The following is a 25,038-nucleotide window of genomic DNA, read 5'->3' as shown; positions in this document are numbered from 1 at the left end:
ATTTGTTCAGAGGTTGAGGCCCGTACCGTGTGGTACGGGCCTCAACTGTTTAACCAGCACAACCGCCTCACCCGGCTGGGCCGCTTGCCCGCCCGCTGCATCGGGAGGTGGGAAGACTCACCTAATCGCTTCAGTAGTTAGCGGTAGAGGATGACCACACCCGAAGCCACCTGGACTAGAATCAGACTGTGCCTGTTTAGGCCCCAAAACTTTAGAACCGACTTTTATATATCCATAGTGACGAGCGACTGCAGTAAATTCCGTTGGTCGGCTCACGACGAGAGGAACTCACCAGCATGTCAGAGCAAAATAACAGGGACCAGCGCGGCGACGGAAACAACGCCCGCAGCAGCTCGTCGGATAAGCGGGATGACCGCGGCCGTCCTGCCACGAATGACCGGAACGCCCCCAAGCGTTACGAAGACCGCAAGCCGTCCTTTGGCGGCAGGCCGGCACGTGATGGTGAGCGGAAGTCGTTCGGTGACCGTAAGCCCTCGTTCGGTGATCGCCCGGCTCGTGGCGGCGATGACCGCCGTCCGGCACGTGACAACGACCGTAAGCCTTCCTTCGGCGATCGGAAGCCGTCATTCGGTGGTGATGACCGCCGTCCCCCGCGTGATGGTGAGCGGAAGTCGTTCGGTGACCGCGGTGACCGTAAGCCGTCGTTCGGTGATCGCCCGGCTCGTGGCGGCGATGACCGCCGTCCGGCACGCGACGGAGACCGTAAGCCGTCGTTCGGTGACCGCCCGGCTCGTGGCGGCGATGACCGCCGTCCGGCACGCGACGGAGACCGTAAGCCATCCTTCGGTGACCGCAGCGACCGGAAGCCTTCGTTCGGTGGTGATGACCGACGTCCCCCGCGTGATGGTGAGCGGAAGTCCTTCGGCGACCGCGGTGACCGTAAGCCTTCGTTCGGCGACCGCAAGCCTTCTTTTGGCGACCGCAGCGACCGTAAGCCCGCCTTCTCGAAGGACCGGCCGGACCGGAGCGAGGATGCACCGGTTGTTGAGCGCAAGCACAATGCCCGCGACCTGCGCAGCGCCAACCGTCCCGACCGTGAGCGTTCCCCCGAGATCGACGACGACGTCACAGGACAGGAGCTGGACAAGGTCACGCGCGCTCAGCTGCGTGTCCTGGAGGAAGTCAACGGCGAATGGGTCTCCAAGCACCTGGTCATGGCCGGACGCCTGATCGACATCGATCCTGAACTGGCCTTCCAGCACGCGCTGGCTGCCAGCCGCCGCGGCGGCCGCATGGCAGCAGTCCGTGAGGCTGTGGCCCTCACGGCATATGCCTCGGAGAACTTTGCCGAAGCCCTGCGCGAATTTCGGACCTACCGACGCATCAGCGGTTCCAATGCCTACCTGGCCATGATGGCCGACTGCGAACGCGGTCTCGGCCGTGCGGACCGTGCCCTGGACATCGCACGCTCAGACGAGGCGAAGGAACTGGACACGGCAGGCCAGGTGGACATGGCCATCGTGGCTTCGGGCGCCCGGATGGACATGGAGCAGTATGACGCTGCCGTGACCGCACTGGAAATCCCGCAGCTGGACAAGAACCGTGCGTTCTCCTTCAGCCCCCGTCTGTTCCGTGCCTACGCTGACGCCCTTGATCTGGTCAACCGCAACGATGAAGCTGAGCAGTGGCGCAACCGGGCACTTCTGGCCGAAAAGGCCCTCGGCATCGGGGAGTTCGCTGAGCCGGACATCTACGACCTCGACGACGAAGAAGAGAAGCCGGAGAAGCCGCGCCGCGGCCGCGAGGACCGCGAGGACCGTCCGGTCGCTGAGCGTTCGGACACTCCTTTCGCTGCTCCGGTTGAAACCGAGCAGGCGGAGACCAGAGGCGAGCTGGACCTGACCGACGACGTCGATGCGCTGCCCTCGGATGAGCAGGAAGGCGTGATTGGCGTCCTGGAAGCTGACGAAGACGACGACGACAACACCGTTGAACTGCACGACGACGGCAATGACAACGACGAGTTCTCAGCCGATGCACCTGCCGGTGACGTCGACGAGGACCGCGCGTAGCATCATGGCGGACACTTCGCTGATCGCCGGATATGACGCCGTCCTCTCAGATTTGGACGGCGTCGTCTACGCGGGTCCGCACGCCATTGAAGGTGCCGTCGAAGCGCTGCTGCGCCTCGACGGCGCCGGTGTGCAGCTGGCTTACGTCACCAACAACGCTTCCCGTTCCTCCGAGACGGTGGCAGCGCACCTGCGCGAGTTAGGGGCGCCGGCAACGGCGGAGACCGTGTTCGGCTCGGCACAGGCCGGTGCCGAGCTGCTGGCGGCTTCCGTACCGGCAGGTGCCACGGTCCTCGTGACGGGCAGTGCGTGGCTTATGGAACAGGTCCTGGAACAGGGACTGGTCCCGGTGCTCTCCGCGGATGACCGGCCGGACGCCGTCATTCAGGGTTTTGATCCCGGCCTTGGCTGGAAAGACCTGGCGGAGGCCGCCTTTGCCGTTGAACGCGGTGCCGTCTGGGTTGCCACCAACACTGACATGTCCATTCCGCAGGCCCGGGGGATCGCACCCGGCAACGGAACGCTGGTGGCCGCCGTCGCAGCGGCCACCGGCAGGACACCTCTCGTTGCGGGAAAGCCGGAGGCGCCGCTGTTCCTGACGGCCGCCCGTCATCTGGGGGCGCAAAGGCCCCTCGTGGTAGGCGACCGGCTGGACACCGACATCCTCGGCGGCAACAACGCGGGATTCGCTACGGCAATGGTTCTTACCGGCGTCGACACGCCTCAAACCGCGCTGGCAGCCCGCACACAGGAGCGGCCGGCATATCTGATCGCCAACCTCGACGAGCTGTACCGGCCGTACCCCGAGGTTGAAACCGCCGACGGCGTGAGCCGCTGCGGTGCTGCGGTTGCCAGGGTGAACGGGGACACCGTGGAAATCACGGGCGAAAGCACCGACCTGGACAGCTGGAGGGCAGCCTGCGCCGCATGGTGGAACGCCCGTCCCCACGAGGAGAAGGCCACCGCGCCGGTGCTCAGCTGGACTGTCACCGCCGGCGGATAGGCTGGATTCGAAACGTTGGAAAAAGGAATGGGCAATCGCCGGATGGATGACAGCCAGATGGACATCGCAGGGATGGAGCCGGCGGCCGCCGCCGGCTCCTGGCCTTCCGCTTTGGCGGTCACGGCGGACCCTGCGGTTGATGCTGCCCTGGCAGCTGCGAGGGTCGTCCCGGAACTGCCCACCACCGAACACCTTGCCGTGTACTCGGCGCTTCATGACAGTCTTCTGGCTCAACTGAACGCCGACCTTTCAGAGGAGCGCTAGGACGTGGCAAGACTCGACCAGGAACTGGTTACCAGGGGACTGGCCCGTTCCCGGACCCACGCCGCCAAGCTTATTGCTGCGGGCCGGGTTTCCCGGGCCGGTGCCGTGCTGGGCAAGGCATCGGCTTCCGTCTCCGATGCGGACAGCCTGACGGTGCTCGATGACGGGGTCCCCGACTATGTCAGCCGGGCCGGCCACAAGCTCGCAGGCGCGCTCGACGCGTTCCCGCAGGTACACACTGCAGGGCTGCGCTGCCTGGATGCGGGCGCTTCCACCGGAGGCTTCACCGACGTCCTGCTGAGGCGGGGCGCACAGCGCGTGGTGGCAGTCGACGTCGGGCACGATCAGCTGGTGGAAGTGCTGCGCCGGGACCCGCGCGTTGATGTGCATGAAGGCATGAATGTTCGGTACCTGGATCCGGAGGACATCGGGGGACCGGTGGACCTGACCGTGGCCGACCTCTCGTTCATCTCCCTGACCATGGTGGTGTCTGCCCTGGCGGGTGCGACGCGCCCGGGAGGAAACCTGCTGCTCATGGTCAAACCGCAGTTTGAGGTGGGCCGTGAGAAGCTGGAGAAAGCCGGGGTTGTTCTCGACCCGCAGAAGCACCGAATGGCAGTGGCGCGGGTGGTGGAGTCTGCGCTGACGGCGAACCTGCACATTGCCGGCCTGGCGCCAAGTCCGCTTCCGGGCCAGAACGGCAACGTTGAGTTCTTCCTGTGGCTGCAGGTGCCTGCACCGGGAACACCTCATCCGGATGCGACTCTGGATGCACAGGCTGCGGCCCGGCGTTTGGTGGATGAGGCCTTCGACGGGTTTGATGGACCCGGAACTAAGCCGGCTGATCGGTTGGCAGACGGGGAACGCCCCGCAGAAGACTGACGGAATTCCAATCAGCTCCCCCGGGGGCGGAACAGGACGATACAGACATGAGCAGACGGATACTCGTGCTGGCCCACACCGGCCGGCAGGCTGCCATGGCTGCCGCCCAGGAAGCGTGCACCCAGCTCCACTCTTCCGGACTGATCCCGGTCATGCGGCGGAAGGATCTGGAGGACATTCAGTCCGTTTACGGCGTCCTGACCGCGCCCACTGAAATTCTCGGAGAAGATGTAGCCCTTGACGGTGTGGATTTGGGCATGGTCCTTGGCGGGGACGGCACCATCCTGCGGGCCGCAGAACTGGTCCGCGATACAAACGTCCCGCTGCTCGGCGTCAACCTGGGGCACGTAGGCTTCCTGGCTGAGAGCGAACGCGCTGATCTTGCACAGACCGTGCACTGGGTGGTCGAGCGGGCCTACACCGTCGAAGAACGCATGACCATCGACGTCAAGGTCTGGTTCGAGAATCAGTTGATTGCCCATACCTGGGCCCTGAACGAGGCCGCCATAGAAAAGGCTGACCGTCAGCGGATGCTCGAAGTCGTGGTGGAGGTCGACGCGCGCCCCATCAGCTCCTTTGGCTGCGACGGCGTGGTCCTGGCGACTCCCACGGGCTCCACCGCCTATTCCTTCTCCGCCGGCGGTCCGGTGGTTTGGCCCGAGGTGGAAGCACTCCTGATCGCGCCGATCAGCGCACACGCACTGTTTTCCCGGCCGCTCGTGGTGGCCCCTGCGTCCATTCTTGCCGTGGAGGTCCTGACCCGCACGGATGCCGCCGGAGTGCTCTGGTGCGACGGCCGGCGCAGCGCAGAACTGCCGCCGGGAGCCCGGGTGGAAGTGACGCGCTCCGCCATTCCGGTGCGGCTTGCCCGAACCCGCTCGACACCGTTCTCGGAACGGCTGGTGCGCAAGTTCCAGCTCCCCACCCAGGGCTGGCGCGGACCGGTCGGCAGCCCGGGGGACCTCTCGGAGAGCGTGGAAATATCCCGGCATACGGCAGAGCGCGGAGGATCGGCATGATTGAAGAGATCCGAATCCGGGACCTTGGCGTCATCACGGACGCCACGCTGGAACTTGGGCCGGGATTCACCGTGGTAACCGGTGAAACCGGTGCCGGTAAAACCATGGTCATTACGGCCCTGGGGATGCTGCTGGGTGCACGGACCGACGCCGGAGCCGTGCGTACCGGGGCGAAGGCGGCCCTGGCAGAGGCTGTGGTCCGGCTTCCGCCGGAGAACGCCGCCGTCACGCGGGCGGAGGACGCAGGCGCTGAACTGGAAACGTACGACGGCGTCACCGAGCTGATGCTCGCCCGCACCGTCAACGCGGCAGGCCGCAGCCGTGCGCATGTGGGTGGCCGGTCCGCTCCGGTGGGCGTCCTTGCCGAAGTAGGCCAGCACCTGGTGGCGGTGCACGGGCAGTCGGACCAGCTCCGGCTCAAGAGTACGGCCGCCCAGCGCGAAGCACTGGACAAGTATGCGGGACCGGCGCTGGCTTCCCTTCTGACCTCCTACCAGGCGGATTACGGGCGCTGGAAGGCGGCCGTGACGGAGTTGGCCGATCTGCGGAACCAGGCCCGTGAGCGGCAGCGTGAAGCGGAGTACCTATCGGCGTCGCTGGAAGAAATCGATGCCCTGGAGCTGATGCCGGGCGAAGACGAAACCCTCAAAGCCGAAGCCTCCCGGCTCAACAACTTCGAAGAACTGCGGACCGCCGCCGTGGGCGCACACCAGGCCCTGATCGCAGGCGACTTCTCCGACGGCTCCGACGCCACCTCGCTCGTGGAGGCAGCCAAACGCCAGCTCGAGCTGGCCGGCGAGCACGACCCCGCGCTGGCGGACTCAGCCAAACGGCTGGCAGAGGTCGGTTACATCCTCACCGACATAGCCGCGGAGCTGGCCAGCTACAGCGCCTCCCTGGACGGGGAAGGCCCCGAACGGCTGGCCGAAGTGGAAACCCGCCGTGCTGAAATTTCCGCGCTGCTGCGCAAATTCGCGCCCTCCGTGGATGAGGTCCTGGAATGGGCCGAAACCAGCCGGGTCAGGTTGGCTGAACTGGGCGATGACAGCAGCAGGATTGAAGCTCTGGAGGCGGAAATCACCGAGCTTCACGCCGGGCTGACGTCTGCGGCGGCAGATCTGACCAAGCTCCGGACCGACGCGGCAGCTGACCTTGCACAGCGGGTCAGCGACGAGCTGTCCGCGCTGGCCATGGCCAGCGCCAATCTGGTCATCGAGGTAACAGCCGTTGATGAGCTGAGCATGCACGGAGCGGACAGCATTTCCTTCCTGCTCCAGCCGCATCCCGGCGCCCCGGCCAGGCCGCTGGGCAAGGGAGCATCCGGCGGTGAGCTGTCCCGCGTCATGCTGGCGATCGAGGTGGTGCTGGCCGAAGTGGACCCGGTGCCCACCTTCATCTTCGACGAAGTGGATTCAGGCGTCGGCGGCAAGGCTGCCGTCGAAATCGGCCGCCGGCTGGCCATGCTGGCCAAACATGTGCAGGTGATTGTTGTCACCCACCTTCCGCAGGTGGCCGCCTTTGCCGATCATCACATCCGCGTGATTAAGATGTCGGCAATGGAGGAAGATGGAACCGGCGTAACCGCCAGTGACGTTACCGTTCTGGACGATGCAGAGCGGATCAAGGAACTTGCCAGGATGTTGGCGGGCCAGGAGGACTCCGAGTCCGCCCGGGCGCACGCAGTTGAACTCCTGGCCGCGGCGGGACATCCGCCGCATCAGTAGTCCAGTGCCGCAGGAACAAAATCCATGACGACAAACTCAGAACTACAAAAGGTGATAGGCTCAAACTCCGTGGTGCAGCGATCAAATTCCAGGTTTCCCAAGTCGTCTTCTACGACCAAACACATCTTCGTCACCGGTGGCGTGGCGTCCTCACTCGGTAAGGGACTGACAGCGTCAAGTCTCGGCCATCTGTTGAGGTCGCGCGGCATAGCGGTGACCATGCAGAAGCTCGATCCCTATCTCAACGTGGATCCGGGCACAATGAACCCCTTCCAGCACGGCGAGGTCTTCGTGACCGACGACGGCGCTGAGACGGACCTCGACATTGGACACTACGAGCGGTTCCTTGACGAGAGCCTCGACGGTTCGGCCAACGTCACGACCGGTCAGGTCTACTCCACGGTTATTGCCAAGGAACGCCGCGGCGAATACCTCGGTGACACCGTGCAGGTCATTCCGCACATCACCGACGAGATCAAGCGCCGGATGCGCCTGCCCTCCGAGGCGAAGAAGACCCCCGACGTCATCATCACCGAAATTGGCGGCACGGTTGGCGACATCGAGTCCCAGCCCTTCCTGGAAGCAGCACGCCAGGTGCGCCAGGACATCGGCCGCAACAACGTTTTCTTCCTCCACGTGTCGCTGGTTCCGTACATTGGTCCGTCCCAGGAACTGAAGACCAAGCCGACCCAGCACTCCGTGGCGGCGCTCCGTTCCATCGGTATCCAGCCGGATGCCATTGTTATCCGTTCGGACCGTCCGGTACCGGACGCCATGCGTGCCAAAATCGGCCGCATGTGCGACGTTGACGTGGACGCCGTCGTGGGCTGCCCTGATGCCCCCAGCATCTACGACATCCCCAAGACCCTTCACTCCCAGGGCCTGGACGCGTACATCGTCCAGCACCTGGACCTGAAGTTCAAGGACGTCAACTGGACCAAGTGGGACAAGCTCCTCGAAGCCGTCCACAACCCCAAGCACCACGTGAACATTGCTCTGGTCGGCAAGTACGTGGACCTGCCCGATGCGTACCTCTCCGTTACCGAGGCACTGCGTGCCGGCGGTTTCGCCAACAAGACCAAGGTCAACATCCGGTGGGTTCCCTCGGACGAGTGCGCCACGCCTGAAGGCGCAGCAGAGGCCCTGGCCGACGTCGACGCCATCTGTGTTCCCGGCGGCTTCGGTATCCGCGGCCTGGAAGGCAAGCTCGGCGCCCTGACCTACGCCCGGGAAAACAAGCTCCCCACCCTGGGCCTGTGCCTGGGTCTGCAGTGCATGGTCATCGAGTACGCCCGCAACGTGGTTGGCATGGAAGGCGCGTCTTCCTCGGAGTTCGAGCCGGACACCAAGTTCCCTGTCATCGCCACCATGGCGGAGCAGAAGCACATTGTTTCAGGTGAGGGCGACATGGGCGGCACGATGCGCCTGGGTCTGTGGGACGCCAAGCTCGAAGAGGGTTCGGTAGTGGCCAAGACGTACGGCAAGACTGCCGTGGCCGAACGCCACCGCCACCGCTACGAGGTTAACAACCAGTACCGCGACCAGATTGCCGAGGCAGGCCTGTCCTTCTCCGGCACCACCGTTGACGGCGGACTGGTGGAGTTCGTTGAGCTTCCGGCGGACGTGCACCCGTACTACGTCTCCACGCAGGCGCACCCGGAGCTCAGCTCCCGTCCGACGCGTCCGCACCCGCTCTTCGCCGGCCTGGTGAAGGCCGCCCTGGCACACCAGAACGGGAAGGGCTAACAACCCATGAGCGAGACCAGAGGGTTCGCCGACGAACAAAGTCCCCGCCGCCTGCTCAGTTCCTCCGTGGAATACACCGGGCGGGTCTGGGACGTGGTCAGTGAGAAGTTCCAGCTGACCGACGACGGCGAACCCCTGGTCCGCGACTACATCCGCCACCCCGGCGCGGTGGCGGTCCTGGCGATGAACGACGCTGGCCAGGTGCTGCTGATCAACCAGTACCGGCACCCGGTGCGGATGACCCTCTGGGAAATCCCCGCCGGACTGCTGGACATCGACGGTGAAGACTTCCAGGTGGGAGCGGCCAGGGAACTGGCCGAAGAAGCCGATATTGAAGCCAGCCAGTGGAATGTGCTCACGGATCTGTTCCTCTCGCCCGGCTCCTCCCGCGAGGCCCTGCGGATCTACCTCGCCCGCGGCATCAGCGAAGTTCCCGAAGCGGACCGGCACGAGCGCACCCATGAGGAAGCCGAAATCCGTACCGCGTGGGTAGACCTCGACGACGCCGTCCAGGCGGTGCTGGACGGCCGGCTCCACAGCCCCTCGGCCGTGGCCGGTGTCCTGGCCGCCGCCGCAGCCCGTCCGTCCGGTTTCGCGAACCTCCGCCCGGCCAATGCTCCCTGGCCGGAGCACCACTCCCAGCACTCCACGTGGCCGCAGGGCCCCGTTTCTTCTTAGGACACAGACTGCCATGGCCGCCTCCGATCTCCCTGCAGGCGGACACAGTCCTGCGCCGGTGCCGGCCGGCACTGCTTCGCCGTTCCAGCCGCCGTCTGCTCCGCAGCTTAACGACACCGTTGTGTTCGATTTCTCCTCCATCAATGCCACCCTGAAGCTGGACTCACCCGCCGAGCTCCTGCGGGCAGCACTGGCCCAGGACAAAGCGGACGGTGAAGCCGCGGCGACGGCAGCCGGAACAGCAACGGAGGCGCAGGCCACCGGCGGTACGGCCGGCGGTACAGCGGTGCCGGCAACCAAAAGCCCCGCCGCTCCCAGGAAGACCCCCGCGCCTAAGGGTCCGTCCGCCGCTGACGAGCTGCGCGCCACTGCCGTCGGCCGGGAAATTGGCGGCTACCTGCAGCACATGGCCGTGGAACGCGGACTGGCGGTCAACACGCTGGACGCCTACCGCCGCGATTTGCTGCGCTATGCCCGGTTCCTGACCTCCCGCGGGGTGGAGGACGTGGCCCGCATCTCGCGGCACGATGTCACAGCCTTCGCACAGTCCATCGTTGAAGGTTCCGACGGCGCTTCCGCCCTGAGCGTCCGCTCCGCGGCACGGACTGTGGTTGCCGTGCGCGGACTGCACAAATTTTGGGCACTGGAAGGGCTGACCGGCACAGACCCGGCTGCGGACGTGCACCCGCCGCTGCCCGGCAAACGCCTGCCCAAGGCCATCAGCGTCAACGAGGTCACCCGGATCCTGGAGGCAGTCTCCACCGAAACACCCACCGGGCTGCGCGACCGGGCCCTGCTGGAGTTCCTGTACTCCACGGGAGCACGCATCAGCGAAGCCGTTGGCCTGGACATTGATGACCTCTCGCTGGAACGGATCCCGGCCAACGGCCCTGACGTCGTCCGGCTGTTCGGCAAGGGATCCAGAGAGCGCCTGGTGCCGCTGGGCTCCTATGCTGCGCGTGCACTGGACGAATACCTGGTCCGTGGCCGGCCCGCCGCATCTGCCAAGGGAAAGGGCACCCCCGCACTGTTCCTGAATGCCCGCGGCGGCCGCCTCAGCCGGCAAAGTGCCTGGACCATTCTGAAGAACGCAGCGGAAAAGGCACAGATCGGCAGGGACGTTTCTCCGCACACGCTGCGGCATTCCTTCGCCACCCACCTGCTGGAAGGCGGAGCTGACGTCCGTGTGGTCCAGGAACTGCTGGGGCACGCTTCGGTGACCACCACCCAGGTGTACACCCTGGTGACCGCCGAAACCCTGCGCGAGGTTTACGCCGCCGCGCATCCGAGGGCGCTGTGAACGGACAAATGAACGACGCCGGGGACGATTCCGGGCCGGTCGGCACCTCTGCGGTACAGCCTTCCCGGGCTGTGCCGGTGGTGCTGTGCTTCCTGATGCGCGACACTCCGGAGCAGGGTACCGAAGTGCTGATGGGTCTAAAGCAGACCGGGTTCGGCACCGGCCGGATCGTCACGCTCGGCGGCCATGTGGAGCCGGGGGAGACCCCGGCGGAGGCTGCGGTGCGTGAGGTGTTCGAGGAATCCGGCGTTACGCTGCGGGAAAGAGACCTGGAGCGTGCCGGGACAATCGAATTCGTGTTCCCCGCCCGTCCGGAGTGGGACATGTCCACGGTGGTGTACCGGGCCCGGACCTGGGAAGGCGAGCCGGCGCAGTCGCCTGAAATCATCCCTACCTGGTATCGGGTGGGGGAGGTTCCCTATGCCCGGATGTGGCCGGACTCCGCCCACTGGATGCCGGAGGTGCTCGCCGGACGGTACTTCGACGCCGTCGTCACCCTGGGCCCTGACAACGAAAGCGTTGCCGGCATCGTCTTTTCCTGATGCCTTGCCCGGCTCCTGACCCGCAGGCTGTTCCAGCCCAGAAACGCTCTGCTAGTTCGGTCCCGCACCAACTGAGCTGAACTCCACGGCCCAACGGGTGTCCGCCTCGGAGGCGACGGTAATCATGAGGCCGGTGCCGAACTCATAAGGTTCCACACCGCTGAAGATCTTCACCTGCCCGCAATCAACGTCGGCAGGCGCTCCTCCGGCCACCGAGACGGAGACGGTTCCGGTGTCACACAGGAAGCTCGCTGCTATCGGCCCCGAAACAATGGGATCGAATCTCAGGCTGCTCTCGTCACCGGCAGAGACAGATCCTCCTCCCACGCGGGTCTCTGCCAATTCGCCGTCCCCGCGGTGGGACGTGATCTCCTGCTGGAGCTGATAAACCTGGTCAGCCCAAGCGACTGGGGAATCCGGTGCTGCTGGCCGCTCCTCGGCGCCTTGACTGCAGGAGGCCGTGAAAACCGTTGCAGCAGCAAGGACCATGGCAAGTGCCGTGATGTTTTTCATGGTTCTTCCTTCCGGGTTCCCACGAAAGATATACGGCCGGACGGGAAAGCGCGAATACGCAAGTGCCCGCCGGAGGAATCCCCGCGGCGGGCCCTTGCAGTGCAGTCTCAGTGCTTAGCCCACGTGCCGTTCCTCGGAGCCGTCATAGGCGCTGAGGGGGCGGATCAGGGAATTGGCTTCAAGCTGCTCCATGATGTGCGCCGTCCAGCCGGTAATCCGCGCGGCCACGAACAGCGGCGTGAAGGTGGGCGTGTCAAAACCCATCATGTGATAAACCGGACCGGCCGGGTAATCCAGGTTCGGCAGGATGTTCTTGCGCTCACCCATGGCGGATTCCAGCGCCGTGTACAGCTCGCCCAGATCCTCACGGTTGTAGTGCTTGACCATCTTGTCCATCGAGGCCTTCATGGTGGGCACCCGCGAGTCGCCGTTCTTGTACACCCGGTGGCCGAAGCCCATGATCTTCTTTTTGTCCGCCAGCGCGGCGTCCAGCCAGCCCGCGGCGTGGGCGGCAACGTCGCCGTCGCCCGCGCTCCGGGTAATCTCCTCGAACGTATGCATCACGGCTTCGTTGGCACCGCCGTGGAGCGGTCCCTTGAGGGCACCGATGGCACCGGTGACCGCCGAATGCAGATCCGAGAGGGTAGATGTGATGACGCGGCCGGTGAACGTAGAGGCGTTGAAGGAGTGCTCCGCGTACAGGATCATCGAAACGTTGAACGCTTCCACCACCTCGGGGGCGGCTTCCTCGCCGAACGTCATCCAGAGGAAGTTCGCCGAGTAATCCAGGTCATCGCGGGGTTCCACCACGTCCTGACCGCGGCGGCGGCGCTGGTCATAGGCAACCACTGCCGGCATGGCCGCGAAAAGGCTCACGGACTTCTCCATGTTCGCCTGCACCGAGGAGTCCTCGGCCAGCTCATGCGATGCACCCAGCACGGATGCCGCAGTGCGGCACACGTCCATGGGATGGCACGTGGTCGGCAGGGCGTCGATGACGGCCTTCAGCTCCGGGGTGAGCGCACGCTGGGCGCGCTCACCCGCGGTGAACTCGGCCAGCTCATCCGCCGTGGGCAGCTCGCCGTTCCAGAGCAGGTAGGCAACCTCTTCGAAGCTGCAGCGGGCCGCCAGCTCCTGGACCGGATACCCGCGGTACAGCAGCGAGTTGGTTTCCGGGTTGACCTTGGAAATTTTGGTCGTGTCAACGAGGACACCCGCCAGTCCCTTGTGGATCTGATCATCTGACATTACGAAAGACTCCTTTGTCGCAGTGGTGTTGCGGGGGATTCCGGCCGGAAATGCTAGTGCTTGCCCGGGATCTGAAAGTTGAAGACCGAGGTGTCGAAGTGGTTGTAGGCTTCATAATCCACCAGATCGTACAAACGTGCACGCGTGAGCATGTTTGAGACGTCATCCTGCTGGGTGCCCTTGGCCTTTATGGTCTCCAGCGTGCGCTCAGCGGCACCCATGGCGCTGCGCAGCAGGGTCACCGGGTAGATGACCATGTTGACGCCCACCGAAGCCAGCTCGTCGTAGCTGAACAGATTGCTCTTCCCGAACTCAGTCATGTTGGCCAGGATCGGCACGTCAACGGCGTCCCGCATGGCAGCGAACTCTTCCAGCGTCTTCATCGCTTCGGGGAAGATGGCGTCCGCTCCGGCGTCAACAAGGGCACGGGCACGGTCCTGCGCAGCTTCCAATCCGTCCACGGCGCGGATGTCGGTGCGCGCCATGATGAGGAAATTCGAATCACGGCGTGCGTCCGCAGCGGCACGGATCCGCTTGGTGGCGGTCTCCAGGTCCACGACATTCTTGCCGTCCAGGTGGCCGCAGCGCTTCGGGTTGAACTGGTCCTCGATGTGGCAGCCGGCCAGGCCGGCATTCTCGAGTTCCTGGATGGAGCGCGCCACGTTCATCGGCTCGCCGAAACCTGTGTCGGCATCCACGATGGCGGGCAGGTCCGTCATCCTGGCAATCTGCCCGGCCCGGGCGGCCACCTCGGTCAGGGTGGTCAAACCAATGTCCGGCAGGCCGAGATCATTGGCGAGGACAGCGCCGGAGATGTAGACGCCGTCGAACCCCTTTTCCTCGATCAGGCGGGCAGAGAGCGGGTTGAACGCTCCCGGGAACTGCTGGAGCGTGCCGGACGCCAGGCCTTCGCGGAAGGCAATGCGCTTGGCTTCGGGTGTTACGGAGGAGTACAGCATTTAGAAAAGTCCCTTCGGAGCGTTGGCCGGGTCAATGACGCCCTCGGCCGCAGTGATGTTCAGCTGGTCCAGTTCGCCGGCAGCCAGTTCGGGCAGGCGCTGGACGGTGGTCAGGAACCGCTCAATCTCCTCTTCGGAGACCAGGCCGGCGGCCAGGGTGCGGAACTTGTTGATGTACTCTGCGCGGGCAAACGGCTTGGCGCCCAGCGGGTGTGCATCGGCCACGGCAATTTCGTCGGTGATCTCGGTGCCGTCGTTCAGGACGATGGTGACCTTGCCGCCGAACGCCTTCTCGCTGATGTCCAGCGAGTGGTAACGGCGGGTCCACTCCGGATCCTCCACCGTGGTGACCTTGTTCCACAGCTCAACGGTGTCCGCGCGGCCCGCACGCTCGGGAGCGTAGGAATCCACGTGGTGCCAGGAACCGTCCTGCAGGGCAACGGTGAAAATGTACGGAATGGAGTGGTCCAAGGTCTCCCGCGAGGCCGTGGGGTCATACTTCTGCGGATCGTTGGCGCCGGATCCGATCACGTAATGGGTGTGGTGCGAGGTGGCGATCAGCACGCTGGCCACCTGCGAAGCGTCGGCAGCCTCGGGATGCTCGCGGTGGATCTTGCGGGCCAGGTCGATCCATGCCTGGGCCTGGTATTCGGCGGAGTGCTCCTTGGTGTAGGTGTCCAGGATGGCGCGCTTGGCTTCGCCGGCCTCGGGCAGCGGAACCTCGTAGGCGGCGTCGGGGCCGTCCAGCATCCAGGCAATAACGCCGTCTTCACCCTCGTAGATCGGGGTGGGGGAGGTCTGTCCGCGCATGGCGCGGTCCACGGCTTCAACGGCCATCTTGCCGGCAAACGCCGGAGCGTGTGCCTTCCAGGTGGAGATTTCGCCCTTGCGGGACTGCCGGGTGGCGGTGGTGGTGTGCAGCGCCTGGCCCACGGCCTGGAAGATGGTGTCGACGTCGAGGCCCAGCAGGGTGCCGATGCCGGCGGCCGCGGACGGGCCGAGGTGCGCCACGTGGTCGATCTTGTGCTTGTGCAGGCAGATGGCCTTGACCAGGTCCACCTGGATTTCGTAGCCGGTGGCAATGCCGCGGATCAGGTCCGCACCGGAGGCACCGGTGTGCTGGGCGACTGCGAGCAGCGGCGGGATGTTGTCACCCGGGTGGGAGTACTCGGCGGCCAGGAAGGTGTCGTGGTAGTCGAGTTCGCGAACGGCAACGCCGTTGGCCCAGGCCGCCCATTCCGGGGAGCTCTTCTGCTCGACGCCGAAGACGGCGGAACCCTTGCCGTGCGCGGAGGGGGAGAAGGACAGCGCCTGGGCGCGGGCGGCGACGATGGGTCCGCGGTTCAGTGAGGCGACGGCTACCGAGGCGTTGTCGATGATGCGGTTGATGACCATGTCCGTGACCTCATCGGTTACGGCGACGGGGTCAGCGGCGACCTCGGCGATCTTGTAGGCCAGCTGGTCTTCGCGGGCCAGGTTCTCATCGCTGCGGTGGACCCGCACTTTGTGGAGATTCATGGTGTGTCCTTTCGGGGACGTTCTGGGAACGTTTTGGCGGAACTGTGATCGATGGTGCTGTCGTGAAGTGTTGGGGTGCCGGTTGAAAGGGTCTTCATCCCGGCGGACCGACCGCTGCGAGGAAGTGTTCCAGCGACTTATGCAGGTGGACCGAGGTGGCTGCCGAAGCCAGCGCGGGATCCCGGGCCGCTATGGCGGAGGCAATGGTGGCATGTTCGCCCGCGGTGGCGAGCAGCCGCCGGGGGTTGTCCTTGGCCAGTCTGCGGACCCGGGCCAGGTGCAGCCGCACGTTGGCCAGTGCCTGGGCGAGGTAGGTATTTGCCGCAGCCGTGTCAATGGCTTCATCCAGCCGTGCCACCAGGGCGTAATAGGCCGAGCGGGAAGGATCCAGCTCCGTTTCAGAGACGATGAGATCCGCCGCCTGCTCGAAGTCCCGGCGCAGGCCGGTGAAAAGTTCAGGTTCTCCGCGGGTGGCTGCCAGTGCAGCCGCCTTGCACTCCAGCGCCTGGCGCAGCTCAAACAGCTCGGTCACTGTCTCCGGTGAAATGGATGTAACCACCACGCCGCGGCCGTTGTGCGGCGCGGTGAGGCCATCGGCTGTGAGCCTGCTCAGTGCCTCGCGCAGGGGCGTGCGGGAAATGCCCAGACGCTGTGACTGCTCCACTTCACCCAAAACGGTTCCGGGCAGGAGGCTGCCGGCCACGATGTCTTCGCGGAGCGCCCGGTAGGCGCGGTCGCTTGCCCTCATTGGCGCTCCTTTACGCTTGTGGCCAGCCGGCGGTGCCGAACTGCTCCGTGATGTGATGTGTCTCATCAGTGTATACACAAGATCGGGTTGGGGAAACAAAAACCGCGAACCTGCTGTAGTTCGCTTTGTGTCATGTATACACAGCCCAATTGTGACCCGGCATCGTCCTGCCCTAGGGTGATGGTTATCACATTGCGAATCGAGGAGGATTCATGAGCTCTGGCCTGGATGCAGGAAACGAAGCACCGGACACCGCAGCCCCGTCCGCCGCTGGGTCAACGGAAGGCGCGTACGGGGAGGCCTATGCACGCAGCCTCCGCGATCCCGAAGCGTTCTGGTTGGATGCCGCCTCACTGGTGGACTGGGACACCGCTCCGAAGCGCGCCCTGGATGAGTCGGAGGCTCCGCAGTACCACTGGTTCCCCGACGGCTATCTCAACACCAGCTACAACGCCCTTGACCGCCATGTGGCCGCCGGCAGGGGAGACGCTGACGCGCTGATCTATGACTCCGCGATGCTCGGCAGCACACGCACGTACACCTACAGCCAGCTCCTGACCGAGGTGGAAACCTTTGCCGGTGTGCTTCGCGGGCTCGGGGTGGAGGCGGGGGACCGGGTCATCATCTATCTGCCCATGATTCCGGAAGCTGTGATCGCCATGCTCGCCGCAGCGAGGCTGGGGGCCATCCATTCAGTGGTCTTTGGCGGCTTCGCCCCGAAGGAACTGGCGGCCCGCATCGACGATGCCCGGCCCGCCGTCGTCGTTACCGCCAGCGGGGGGCTGGAGCCCAAGCGCACTGTAGAGTATCTGCCCAATGTTGCGGAGGCCCTCGCTGCTGCAGCCCACCGCGTCAATCACGTGGTGGTTGCCGAACGTGCCGGGTTCACCCACACACCGCAGGAGTACGACGGCGCACACGGCACCGCCTGGCACGACTGGGACGCACTCGCCGCAGACGCGTCCCCGGCCGGTCCGGTATCCGTGGCCGCAACGGACCCGCTGTACATCCTGTACACCTCGGGCACCACCGGCGCGCCCAAGGGCGTGGTCCGCGACAACGGTTCCCACGCCGTCGCACTGGCGTGGTCCATGCGCAATATTTACGACATCGGACCGGGACAGGTGATGTGGACCGCCTCGGACGTGGGCTGGGTGGTGGGCCACTCCTACATTGTGTACGCGCCGCTGATCGCCGGTGCCACCACGGTGCTCTATGAGGGCAAACCGGTGGGCACGCCGGATGCGGGGGCCTTCTGGCGGGTGGCGGAGCAGCACGGCGTGGATGTCCTGTTCACGGCACCCACTGCGCTGCGCGCGATCCGCAAGGCAGACCCGGACGCAGCCCTGATGGCCGGCTACGATCTCTCCCGGCTGCGGACCCTGTTTGTCGCGGGGGAGCGGCTGGACCCGGAGACCTTCACGTGGGCCGGGCAAGCGCTGGACGTCCCCGTGGTGGACCACTGGTGGCAGACCGAGACCGGCTGGGCGATCTGCGCCAATCCGCTGGGTCTGGAGCAGCTTCCGATCAAGGCAGGTTCGGCCACGGTGCCGGTTCCCGGGTTCTCGCTGGCCATCGTTGACGGCGCGGGCGCAGAGGTTCCGGCCGGCGAGGAAGGCAACATTGTGCTGCGGCTGCCGCTGCCGCCCGGAACGCTCACCACGCTCTGGGGCAGCGACGACCGGTTCCGGTCCTCCTACCTGGAGATCTTTGAGGGCTGCTACACCACCGGGGACTCCGGCTATGTGGATGAGGACGGCTACGTGTTTGTCATGGGCCGCACCGACGACGTCATTAACGTGTCCGGCCACCGCCTGTCCACCGGGGCGATGGAGCAGATCGTGGCGACACATCCAGCCGTGGCTGAATGTGCCGTAATCGGGGTGGCTGATTCGCTGAAGGGACAGCGCCCGTGCGGTTATGTGGTGCTGAAGGCCGGTTCCGAGATTGATGCGGAGGAGCTGCGCGCGGACCTGGTGAAGCTGGTGCGCCAGTCCATCGGACCGGTGGCGGACTTCAAGGACGTGCAGGTGGTTGAGGCACTGCCCAAGACCCGGTCGGGCAAAATCCTGCGCAAGACCATGCGCCAGATTGCCGACGGCGATGCCTACACCGTTCCCTCCACCATCGAGGATCCGGGAGTCATCGAGACGCTGCTGCCGCTGCTGCGGCCCGGGAGCTAAGAGCTCCCGGGGGCGCGGGGGAAGAGGGGCGGGGCGTGAGGAGCTGCTGGGCGCCGGCGATCCAGTAGCGGAGCTTGCCGTGGCGGATGTCCTCCAGGACGCCGCCGTTCGCTTCGATCGTCGCCCGTGAGCCGGCGCTGTCTTCATTGCAGGTGAGCAGGACCTCGGAAATACCCAGTTCACCGGCGATGGGCAAGGCATTTTTCAACGCCTGGGCGGCGGGACTCCCATGCGCCTCGCCGAACACCCGGACCGGGTCCGGTGGGTTCATCCACGCGCAGCTTCGCTGCTGACCTCAGGTTGCCCCAACGGTGGCGCTGCGCCGCTCCAGAAACAGGGTGTCCCGCCACTTGCCGGCCTGTGGGCCGTACGTCATTTGGGCAACACGCTCCCGGACGCCCACAATCCGGAATCCCTCCGCCCGGTGCAGGGCCAGGCTGGCGGTGTTCTCAGGGAAGATGCTGCACTGGAGGGTCCAGATGCCCGAGTCCTCGGCGGCCGCCACCATGGCGTGCAGCAGGATTTTTCCAGTGCCGCGTCCCCGCGTCCCCGTGCCGCCGGGTCGGCGTACACGGAGTGCTCGGCAACACCCCGGTAAACGGTGCGGGCGGAAACGGGGGAGGCAGCGGCCCAGTCCAGGATCCCGCCGTCGGCTTGGGCGACGAGCCGGAGCCCGGGCAAATGCCGCGCATCGAAGGTTTCCCAGCCGGGCGTCCGGCTTTCGAAGGTTGCCTGGCCCGTCGCAATTCCGGCCGCATAGATGCCCTGCACTGCCGGCCAGTCAGCCTTGACCAGTGCGCGGACGAGAGGGTCCCCGCCGCTCTGTGGGACGGGGGTGCTGCTCACCGGGGAGCCAGGACCGCAGCGGCGCGTTCCAGGGCGCCCGGGACGATGGAGTAGTAGGCCCATACGCCGCGCTTCTCGCGGTGCAGGATGCCGGCGTCCACCAGGATCTTCAGGTGGTGGGAAACCGTCGGCTGGCCCAGGCCCACAGGTCCGGTGAGGTCGCAGACGCAGGCTTCCTTGTTCTCCTGGGCTGCGATCAGGGACACCAGGCGCAGCCGGGTCGGCTCTGCTACCGCCTTGAGCAGCTGTGCGAACCGCTGGGCGTCTTCAATGCTGAGGGCTTCGGATGTCAGCGGAGTGCAGCAGGCCTCAGCAACAGGGTCAGGAGCAGTCTGTACGGAGTTCACCCCACCATTATCCACATCAATTGACATCCGTCGATATATGCGGGGATACTCGACAGCGGCATACATCGATCGTGATCGATTCCTGATGTCCCCCCAGTTGATGTCCCGCCCAAGGAGCTTTGAGCATGTCCACCGCACCAGCCCACACTGGACAGGTCACCGCCCGGCTCTCCACCCTGGACCGGTTCCTGCCGGTCTGGATCATTGCCGCGATGGCTGCCGGGCTGTTGCTGGGGAGGCTGGTTCCCGGTATTGGTCCGGCCCTGGACTCCATCAAGGTCTCGAATGTGTCGCTGCCCATCGCCGTCGGCCTGCTGGTGATGATGTACCCGGTCCTGGCCAAGGTCCGCTATAACGAGACCCGTGCCGTGGTGGCCGACCGGAAGCTCATGATCACGTCCCTGGTGCTTAACTGGGTGGCCGCCCCGGCCGTCATGTTTGCTCTGGCCTGGATCTTCCTGCCGGACCTGCCTGAATACCGGACCGGACTGATTATTGTCGGGCTGGCCCGCTGCATCGCCATGGTGATGATCTGGAATGACCTGGCCTGCGGGGACCGTGAGGCCGCCGCCGTGCTGGTGGCCATCAACTCCGTGTTCCAGGTGATTGCCTTCGGCGCCCTGGGGTGGTTCTACCTGCAGGTCCTGCCCGGCTGGCTGGGCCTGGAAACAACGAGCGCAGAGTTCTCATTCTGGTCCATCACCGCCAGCTTCCTGGTTTTCCTGGGTATTCCGCTGCTGGCGGGCTTCCTTACCCGCGTCCTCGGGGAGAAGGCCCGCGGCCGGGAATGGTACGAGGGCAGGTTCCTCCCGAAGCTTGGCCCCTGGGCGCTCTACGGCCTGCTGTTCACCATCGTTTTGCTCTTCGCCCTGCAGGGAGATGAGATCACCTCGAACCCGGCGGACGTGGCCCGGATCGCCCTCCCGCTGCTGGTTTACTTCCTCGTGGTGTTCGGCGCCGGAATGGTGCTGGGAAGAGTGCTGAACCTGGGGTATCCCCGCACCGCCACGCTGGCCTTTACCGCCGCGGGCAACAATTTTGAACTGGCCATTGCCGTGGCCATCGGCACGTACGGCGTGACCTCCGGGCAGGCGCTCGCCGGCGTCGTCGGCCCGCTCATCGAGGTTCCCGTCCTGGTGGCACTGGTGTACGCCGCACTGTGGGCGCAAAAGAGGTACTGGCCCGCCGCCGCCCCCGTTCCCGCCGCCTCGACAGAAATGACGAACCGATGAGCACCCCCGAAGTGACAGCCAGGCCCTCAGTCCTTTTTGTCTGCGTCCACAATGCCGGGCGCTCGCAGATGGCGGCCGCATACCTGCGCGCCCTCAGCGGCGGCCGGATCGAAGTGCGCTCCGCCGGGTCTGCTCCGGCTGTATCAGTCAATCCAGCCGCCGTCGAAGCCATGGCCGAGGAAAGTATTGACATGTCCGCCGAGCTGCCCAAGGTTTTGACCACCGAGGCGGTGAAGGAGTCCGACGTCGTGATCACCATGGGCTGCGGCGACGCCTGCCCGATCTTCCCCGGAAAACGCTATGAGGACTGGCAGCTCGAGGATCCGGCCGGTCAGGGCCTGGCTGCTGTCCGCCCCATCCGCGACGACATCAAGGCCCGCATCCGGGACCTGATCGCCGACCTGCTGCCGGCCAAATAAACGCCCGCACCTTTGCTGAGAGAGGCCCCCTTGCCTGAGAACACTGAACCCCGGTTGTCCGCACTTCCCATTGCCGTGATCGGCTCCGGCCCTGTGGGGCTAGCCGCGGCCGCGCATCTGCTCGAACGCGGCCTGACCCCCATGATCTTCGAGGCTGGAGACACACCGGCGGCTGCGGTCAGCGCATGGGGGCACATTCGGCTGTTCTCGCCGTGGCGGTACGACGTCGATGCCGCCGCCCGCCGCCTGCTCGCCGGCACCGGCTGGCAGGAACCTGTTGCCGACACCCTGCCCACCGGCGCCGAACTGGTTGAACAGTACCTTCGGCCGCTGGCGGCGCTCCCGGCCATCCGGTCCGTGCTGCACACCTCCAGCGAAGTTCTCACCGTCAGCCGTGAAGGCATGGACAAGACCCGCACCGGCGGGCGGGACATCGCTCCGTTCCTGGTCCGGGTCCGGGACGCCGAAGGCAAGATTACCGACCACCGCGCCCGCGCCGTTATTGACGCATCCGGCACGTGGAGCACTCCGAACCCGCTCGGGCAGGCGGGACTTGCGGCTCCGGGCGAAGCCGAGGCGTACGCTGCGGGACTCATCACCGCACCGCTGCCCGATGTCACCGGCCGCGGCCGTGCCCGCTTCGCCGGAAAACACGTCCTGGTGGTCGGGGCCGGACACTCGGCCGCCAACACCCTGCTGGCGCTGGGCGAGTTGGCGGAACAGGAACCGGGCACCCGGATCAGCTGGGCCATCCGGAGTTCTTCAGCCGACGGCGTCTACGGCGGAGGCGATCTCGACGGACTGCCCGCGCGCGGCGCCCTCGGCAGCCGGCTGCGCGCTCTGGTTCAGGACGGACGCATTGACCTCCACACCTCCTTCACCATTACGGGATTCAAGAATGCACAGACTCTTGCCGTCATGGGGGCCACGCCGTCGGGCGAGGTCCGGCTCGAGGTGGACCTGCTGGTTCCCGCCACCGGCTTCCGGCCGAATCTGGACATGCTCCGCGAAATCCGGCTCGACCTCGACCCTGCCGTTGAGGCGCCGCGAGCCCTTGGCCCGCTCATCGACCCGGAGTTCCACAGCTGCGGAACGGTGGAACCGCACGGCGCCAGGATGCTGTCCCACCCGGAAAAGGACTTCTATATCACCGGTATGAAGTCCTACGGCCGCGCGCCCACCTTCCTGATGGCCACCGGCTACGAACAGGTCCGCTCCATCGCCGCAGCCCTTGCCGGGGACCAGGAAGCGGCCGACGACGTTCAGCTGGTCCTGCCTGAAACCGGCGTGTGCTCCACGGACCTCGGGGGCAGCTGCGACACCGATGCCGCGGTTGGCCAGGGCGAATCCTCCTGCTGCGCACCGGTACCCGTGGCAGCTCCGGCCGCCGGCGCCGCCGAAGCAGCGGGCTCTTCCTGCTGTTCAGCACCGGAACCGGCGTTCCTCGGCATTCCCACGGGCCTGGCCCACGGCCGCTCCGCGGAGCGGGAGAACTAGACCGGGGCTGGGAAGGAACCATGCAGGGAACGGATACAGCTGCGGAAGAAACGCTCGGGGACTCGGGTGGCGACGTCGACATCCTGGTCATTGGCGGCGGCCAGGCCGGTCTCGCCGCAGGCTACTACCTGAACCGGTTGCGGCGGGACGAGGCCACCGGCAGGTCCGGGCCGGCCCCGACCTTCGCGATCCTGGATGCCAACTCTGAACCGGGAGGCGCCTGGCAGCACTACTGGCCCAGCCTTGAGCTGTTTTCCCCGGCCGCGCACAGCTCCCTGCCCGGGCACCAGATGCCGGCCTGGCCGGGGAACGGCAACCCGACGGCCCGGCACGTTGCTGATTACCTGAGCAGCTATGAGGCCCGGTACCAGCTCCCCGTTCACCGGCCGGTGCGGGCCACAGCCATATCCCCGGGCGCGGATGGCGGATACATTACGGACACCAGCCGGGGACAGTGGACCAGCCGGGTTGTCATCAATGCCACCGGGACGTGGGACGCGCCGTACTTTCCGCAGCTGCCCGGGGCCGGATCCTTCCAGGGCCGGCAACTGCATACGGTGGATTACCGGGGGCCCGGAGCCTACGCCGGCTTGAACGTGATTGTGGTGGGCGGCGGCAACTCAGGTGCGCAGATCGCCGCAGACCTCGCCCCGGCGGCATCGGTCACCTGGGTGACCCGGAAGCCCCCGCGCTACCTCCCGGATGACGTGGACGGCACGGAACTGTTCCGGATTGCCACCCGCCATGTCCGTGCTCTCGCGGCGGGCGAGCCCAGCCCCGGAAGCGCGGCCTCCCTCGGTGACATCGTGGCGGTTCCCGCGGTGCGGAAGGCGCGCGACGCCGGCCTGTTGGAGGCCAGGCCTTTGTTCTCCCGCTTCGTCCCGGGCGGAGTCCAATGGCCCGACGGCGAGCAAGCGGCAGCCGACGTTGTGCTGTGGTGCACCGGATTCCGGCCCAGTCTGGCCCATCTGCAGCCCCTGTCGCTGCAGCTCCAAAATGGAGCTCCCGCAACGGAACCCCGCCCGGCAACGCGTTCGGCAGGCAGCCCGGGACTGTTCTTCCTGGGTTACGGCGACTGGTGTGGCCCGGCGTCGGCCACCCTCATCGGCGTGGGCGCCACAGCCCGGGACACCGTAGCTGCAGCCGCTGCCCGCGTTTCCGCGGATGGCCCGGGCGCGCAGAGCCCGTAGGCCGGTCGGTGGGAGTGTCCCTGCCTTCCGCCGTCGACCGTTTCAAGGGGTACCGCTCTGATCCGCCCGGCCGGTGAGCCGGGGCCGGCGGGGGACCTTACACCGCGGGCATGCCGTAGTGGTCTGCCAGCAGTTCCAAGGTGTGTGCCTGGGTGCTGCGCAGGTATCCGCCGACCACGAGCATCACTTCATCCACGCCCGTCCGGCGCTGCAGATCCTCCAGAGCGGCTGCCACTTCTCCGGCGGTGCCGTGGATTGTCCGGTCGGTGTAGTCCTGAAGTACCTGCCGCTCCTGGAAGTTCGCCGGGTATGCCGCAACTTCTTCAGGAGGCAGCAGGGCAAAGGGTTTGCGCTGGAACATGCGCAGCATCGCCATGGCGGTGGAGGTGGCCTGGCGGCGCGCCTCCTCCGGATCCTCATCGGCGATGGCTCCGATGCTGACCAGACTGTAGGGCTGGTCCAGGTAAACCGAGGGGCGGAAATTCTCCCGGTAGATCCGCATGGCGTTGAGGATGTCTGCGCTGCCGAACTGCAGGGCGAACGCGTACGGGCGCCCAAGGCGTGCTGCAACCTGCGCTGAATAGACCAAAGACCCGAGGATCCAGACGTCGGCGGAGGCAGCAGGCCGCGGAACCCGGTTCTCGTCGGCCTGCCAGGGACCGGGTACTGCGGGAACATCCGCGTAGGGATGCCCCTCGGGCCAGTCGTGCCCCAGGAAGCCGAATAGTTCAGCGATCTGCTCGGGGAACTCCTCGTTGGCAGATGAGTGGCGGCGCAGTGCAGCAGCCGTGGCGCCGTCCGTTCCCGGTGCCCGGCCAAGGCCCAGATCGATGTGTCCGGGAGCAAGCGCGTTCAGCATGCCGACCTGTTCGGCGACGCCCAGCGGCACATGGTTGGGAAGCATGATTCCGCCGGCACCCAACCGGATGCGTTCGGTCTCGCCGGTGAGCCGGGCCGCCATCAGCAACGGAGAAGGAATGGCGGCACCGGGCATGGCATGGTGCTCGGACATCCAGAAACGCCGGAAGCCGCGGCGGTCGGCAAGCTTCGCCAGGGAAATGATCTCCCCGTACGTTTCGGTGACCTGGTGTCCGACACCGGTGAAGGCGTTGTCAAGGACCGAAAGCACGAAGGGAGCCGTGCCGAA

At 65.9% G+C, this 25,038-nt stretch carries 24 protein-coding genes; 15 read left to right on the top strand and 9 right to left on the bottom strand.

Features of this window, described 5'->3' with window-relative positions:
- Nucleotides 1–296 precede the first annotated feature (296 nt).
- From QMA10_RS07420 to QMA10_RS07375, 10 genes are all read left to right on the top strand, one after another.
- Nucleotides 297–2,033: a hypothetical protein gene (locus tag QMA10_RS07420; RefSeq protein WP_290167191.1), complete on the top strand. Its 1,737-nt coding sequence runs from the start codon at nucleotides 297–299 to the stop codon at nucleotides 2,031–2,033.
- A 4-nt stretch (nucleotides 2,034–2,037) separates the two neighbouring features.
- A complete protein-coding gene (locus QMA10_RS07415; protein ID WP_290167190.1) occupies nucleotides 2,038–3,036 on the top strand; it encodes an HAD-IIA family hydrolase in 999 nt (332 codons plus the stop codon).
- Between the two features lie 27 nt (nucleotides 3,037–3,063).
- Nucleotides 3,064–3,300, top strand: coding sequence for a hypothetical protein (locus QMA10_RS07410; RefSeq protein ID WP_290167189.1), 237 nt, complete (start codon nucleotides 3,064–3,066; stop codon nucleotides 3,298–3,300).
- Between the two features lie 3 nt (nucleotides 3,301–3,303).
- Entirely contained in the window at nucleotides 3,304–4,182 is an 879-nt protein-coding gene (locus QMA10_RS07405; RefSeq protein ID WP_290167188.1) for a TlyA family RNA methyltransferase, read from the top strand.
- Nucleotides 4,183–4,229: 47 nt separating this feature from the next.
- Complete coding sequence (locus tag QMA10_RS07400) at nucleotides 4,230–5,201, top strand: NAD kinase (RefSeq protein WP_290167187.1); 972 nt, start codon at nucleotides 4,230–4,232, stop codon at nucleotides 5,199–5,201.
- Complete coding sequence (recN, locus tag QMA10_RS07395; protein ID WP_290167186.1) at nucleotides 5,198–6,925, top strand: DNA repair protein RecN; 1,728 nt, start codon at nucleotides 5,198–5,200, stop codon at nucleotides 6,923–6,925. Before QMA10_RS07400 ends, recN begins: the two co-directional genes overlap by 4 nt.
- Before the next feature lie 51 nt (nucleotides 6,926–6,976).
- The gene (locus QMA10_RS07390; RefSeq protein WP_290167196.1) at nucleotides 6,977–8,671 is read left to right on the top strand and encodes a CTP synthase; all 1,695 of its coding nucleotides are present in this window, start codon (nucleotides 6,977–6,979) and stop codon (nucleotides 8,669–8,671) included.
- A 6-nt stretch (nucleotides 8,672–8,677) separates the two neighbouring features.
- Entirely contained in the window at nucleotides 8,678–9,349 is a 672-nt protein-coding gene (locus tag QMA10_RS07385; RefSeq protein WP_290167185.1) for an NUDIX hydrolase, read from the top strand.
- Nucleotides 9,350–9,707: 358 nt separating this feature from the next.
- Nucleotides 9,708–10,649 carry a site-specific tyrosine recombinase XerD gene (gene xerD / locus QMA10_RS07380; RefSeq protein WP_290167195.1) on the top strand — a complete coding sequence of 314 codons (942 nt, stop codon included), beginning with the start codon at nucleotides 9,708–9,710 and terminating at the stop codon, nucleotides 10,647–10,649.
- Nucleotides 10,646–11,191 (top strand): 8-oxo-dGTP diphosphatase, encoded by a 546-nt coding sequence (locus QMA10_RS07375; RefSeq protein ID WP_290167184.1) that lies wholly within the window; start codon nucleotides 10,646–10,648, stop codon nucleotides 11,189–11,191. The genes xerD and QMA10_RS07375 overlap by 4 nt, the downstream gene beginning before the upstream one ends.
- 51 nt (nucleotides 11,192–11,242) lie before the next feature.
- Here the strand turns inward: QMA10_RS07375 and QMA10_RS07370 are convergent, their stop codons facing one another.
- The 5 genes from QMA10_RS07370 to QMA10_RS07350 form a co-directional block, all read right to left on the bottom strand.
- The gene (locus QMA10_RS07370) at nucleotides 11,243–11,704 is read right to left on the bottom strand and encodes a hypothetical protein (RefSeq protein WP_290167183.1); all 462 of its coding nucleotides are present in this window, start codon (nucleotides 11,702–11,704) and stop codon (nucleotides 11,243–11,245) included.
- 114 nt (nucleotides 11,705–11,818) lie between these two features.
- The gene (locus QMA10_RS07365; protein ID WP_290167182.1) at nucleotides 11,819–12,952 is read right to left on the bottom strand and encodes a bifunctional 2-methylcitrate synthase/citrate synthase; all 1,134 of its coding nucleotides are present in this window, start codon (nucleotides 12,950–12,952) and stop codon (nucleotides 11,819–11,821) included.
- Nucleotides 12,953–13,005: 53 nt separating this feature from the next.
- On the bottom strand, nucleotides 13,006–13,911 hold the full coding sequence (prpB, locus tag QMA10_RS07360; protein ID WP_290167181.1) for a methylisocitrate lyase: 906 nt from the start codon (nucleotides 13,909–13,911) through the stop codon (nucleotides 13,006–13,008).
- Complete coding sequence (locus QMA10_RS07355) at nucleotides 13,912–15,429, bottom strand: MmgE/PrpD family protein (RefSeq protein ID WP_290167180.1); 1,518 nt, start codon at nucleotides 15,427–15,429, stop codon at nucleotides 13,912–13,914. It lies immediately after the preceding gene.
- A 94-nt stretch (nucleotides 15,430–15,523) separates the two neighbouring features.
- Nucleotides 15,524–16,177 carry a GntR family transcriptional regulator gene (locus QMA10_RS07350; RefSeq protein WP_290167179.1) on the bottom strand — a complete coding sequence of 218 codons (654 nt, stop codon included), beginning with the start codon at nucleotides 16,175–16,177 and terminating at the stop codon, nucleotides 15,524–15,526.
- 212 nt (nucleotides 16,178–16,389) lie between these two features.
- On the opposite strand from QMA10_RS07350, the gene QMA10_RS07345 reads away from it, so the two are divergent.
- On the top strand, nucleotides 16,390–18,360 hold the full coding sequence (locus tag QMA10_RS07345; RefSeq protein ID WP_290167178.1) for an acetate--CoA ligase: 1,971 nt from the start codon (nucleotides 16,390–16,392) through the stop codon (nucleotides 18,358–18,360).
- Here the strand turns inward: QMA10_RS07345 and QMA10_RS07340 are convergent.
- From QMA10_RS07340 to QMA10_RS07330, 3 genes are all read right to left on the bottom strand, one after another.
- Nucleotides 18,320–18,631, bottom strand: a complete 312-nt coding sequence (locus QMA10_RS07340) for a hypothetical protein (RefSeq protein WP_290167177.1) — start codon at nucleotides 18,629–18,631, stop codon at nucleotides 18,320–18,322. The two genes, QMA10_RS07345 and QMA10_RS07340, sit on opposite strands and share 41 nt — an antisense overlap.
- A 24-nt stretch (nucleotides 18,632–18,655) precedes the next feature.
- A complete protein-coding gene (locus QMA10_RS17670) occupies nucleotides 18,656–18,868 on the bottom strand; it encodes a hypothetical protein (RefSeq protein WP_356834129.1) in 213 nt (70 codons plus the stop codon).
- Nucleotides 18,869–19,202: 334 nt separating this feature from the next.
- Nucleotides 19,203–19,553 (bottom strand): metalloregulator ArsR/SmtB family transcription factor, encoded by a 351-nt coding sequence (locus QMA10_RS07330; RefSeq protein ID WP_290167176.1) that lies wholly within the window; start codon nucleotides 19,551–19,553, stop codon nucleotides 19,203–19,205.
- Between the two features lie 125 nt (nucleotides 19,554–19,678).
- Between QMA10_RS07330 and arsB the strand changes: the two genes are divergently transcribed.
- Genes arsB through QMA10_RS07310 form a run of 4 tightly spaced genes read left to right on the top strand, consistent with a single transcriptional unit; the run spans nucleotide 19,679 to nucleotide 23,891 of the window.
- Nucleotides 19,679–20,785 carry an ACR3 family arsenite efflux transporter gene (gene arsB, locus QMA10_RS07325; protein ID WP_290167175.1) on the top strand — a complete coding sequence of 369 codons (1,107 nt, stop codon included), beginning with the start codon at nucleotides 19,679–19,681 and terminating at the stop codon, nucleotides 20,783–20,785.
- Nucleotides 20,782–21,204: an arsenate reductase ArsC gene (locus tag QMA10_RS07320; RefSeq protein ID WP_290167174.1), complete on the top strand. Its 423-nt coding sequence runs from the start codon at nucleotides 20,782–20,784 to the stop codon at nucleotides 21,202–21,204. Before arsB ends, QMA10_RS07320 begins: the two co-directional genes overlap by 4 nt.
- A gap of 30 nt (nucleotides 21,205–21,234) precedes the next feature.
- Nucleotides 21,235–22,701: an NAD(P)-binding domain-containing protein gene (locus tag QMA10_RS07315; protein ID WP_290167173.1), complete on the top strand. Its 1,467-nt coding sequence runs from the start codon at nucleotides 21,235–21,237 to the stop codon at nucleotides 22,699–22,701.
- Between the two features lie 20 nt (nucleotides 22,702–22,721).
- Complete coding sequence (locus tag QMA10_RS07310; RefSeq protein ID WP_290167172.1) at nucleotides 22,722–23,891, top strand: ArsO family NAD(P)H-dependent flavin-containing monooxygenase; 1,170 nt, start codon at nucleotides 22,722–22,724, stop codon at nucleotides 23,889–23,891.
- Between the two features lie 97 nt (nucleotides 23,892–23,988).
- Here QMA10_RS07310 and QMA10_RS07305 read toward each other — a convergent pair whose 3' ends face one another.
- Nucleotides 23,989–25,020, bottom strand: a complete 1,032-nt coding sequence (locus tag QMA10_RS07305; RefSeq protein ID WP_290167171.1) for an LLM class flavin-dependent oxidoreductase — start codon at nucleotides 25,018–25,020, stop codon at nucleotides 23,989–23,991.
- Nucleotides 25,021–25,038: the final 18 nt, after the last annotated feature.

Origin of the sequence: Arthrobacter sp. APC 3897 (genome assembly GCF_030407495.1) — a bacterium.
Classification (GTDB): Bacteria; Actinomycetota; Actinomycetes; order Actinomycetales; family Micrococcaceae; genus Arthrobacter_B.
The sequence above is the reverse complement of the archived record's forward strand: the minus strand, read 5'-3'. Positions and strand labels throughout refer to the sequence as shown.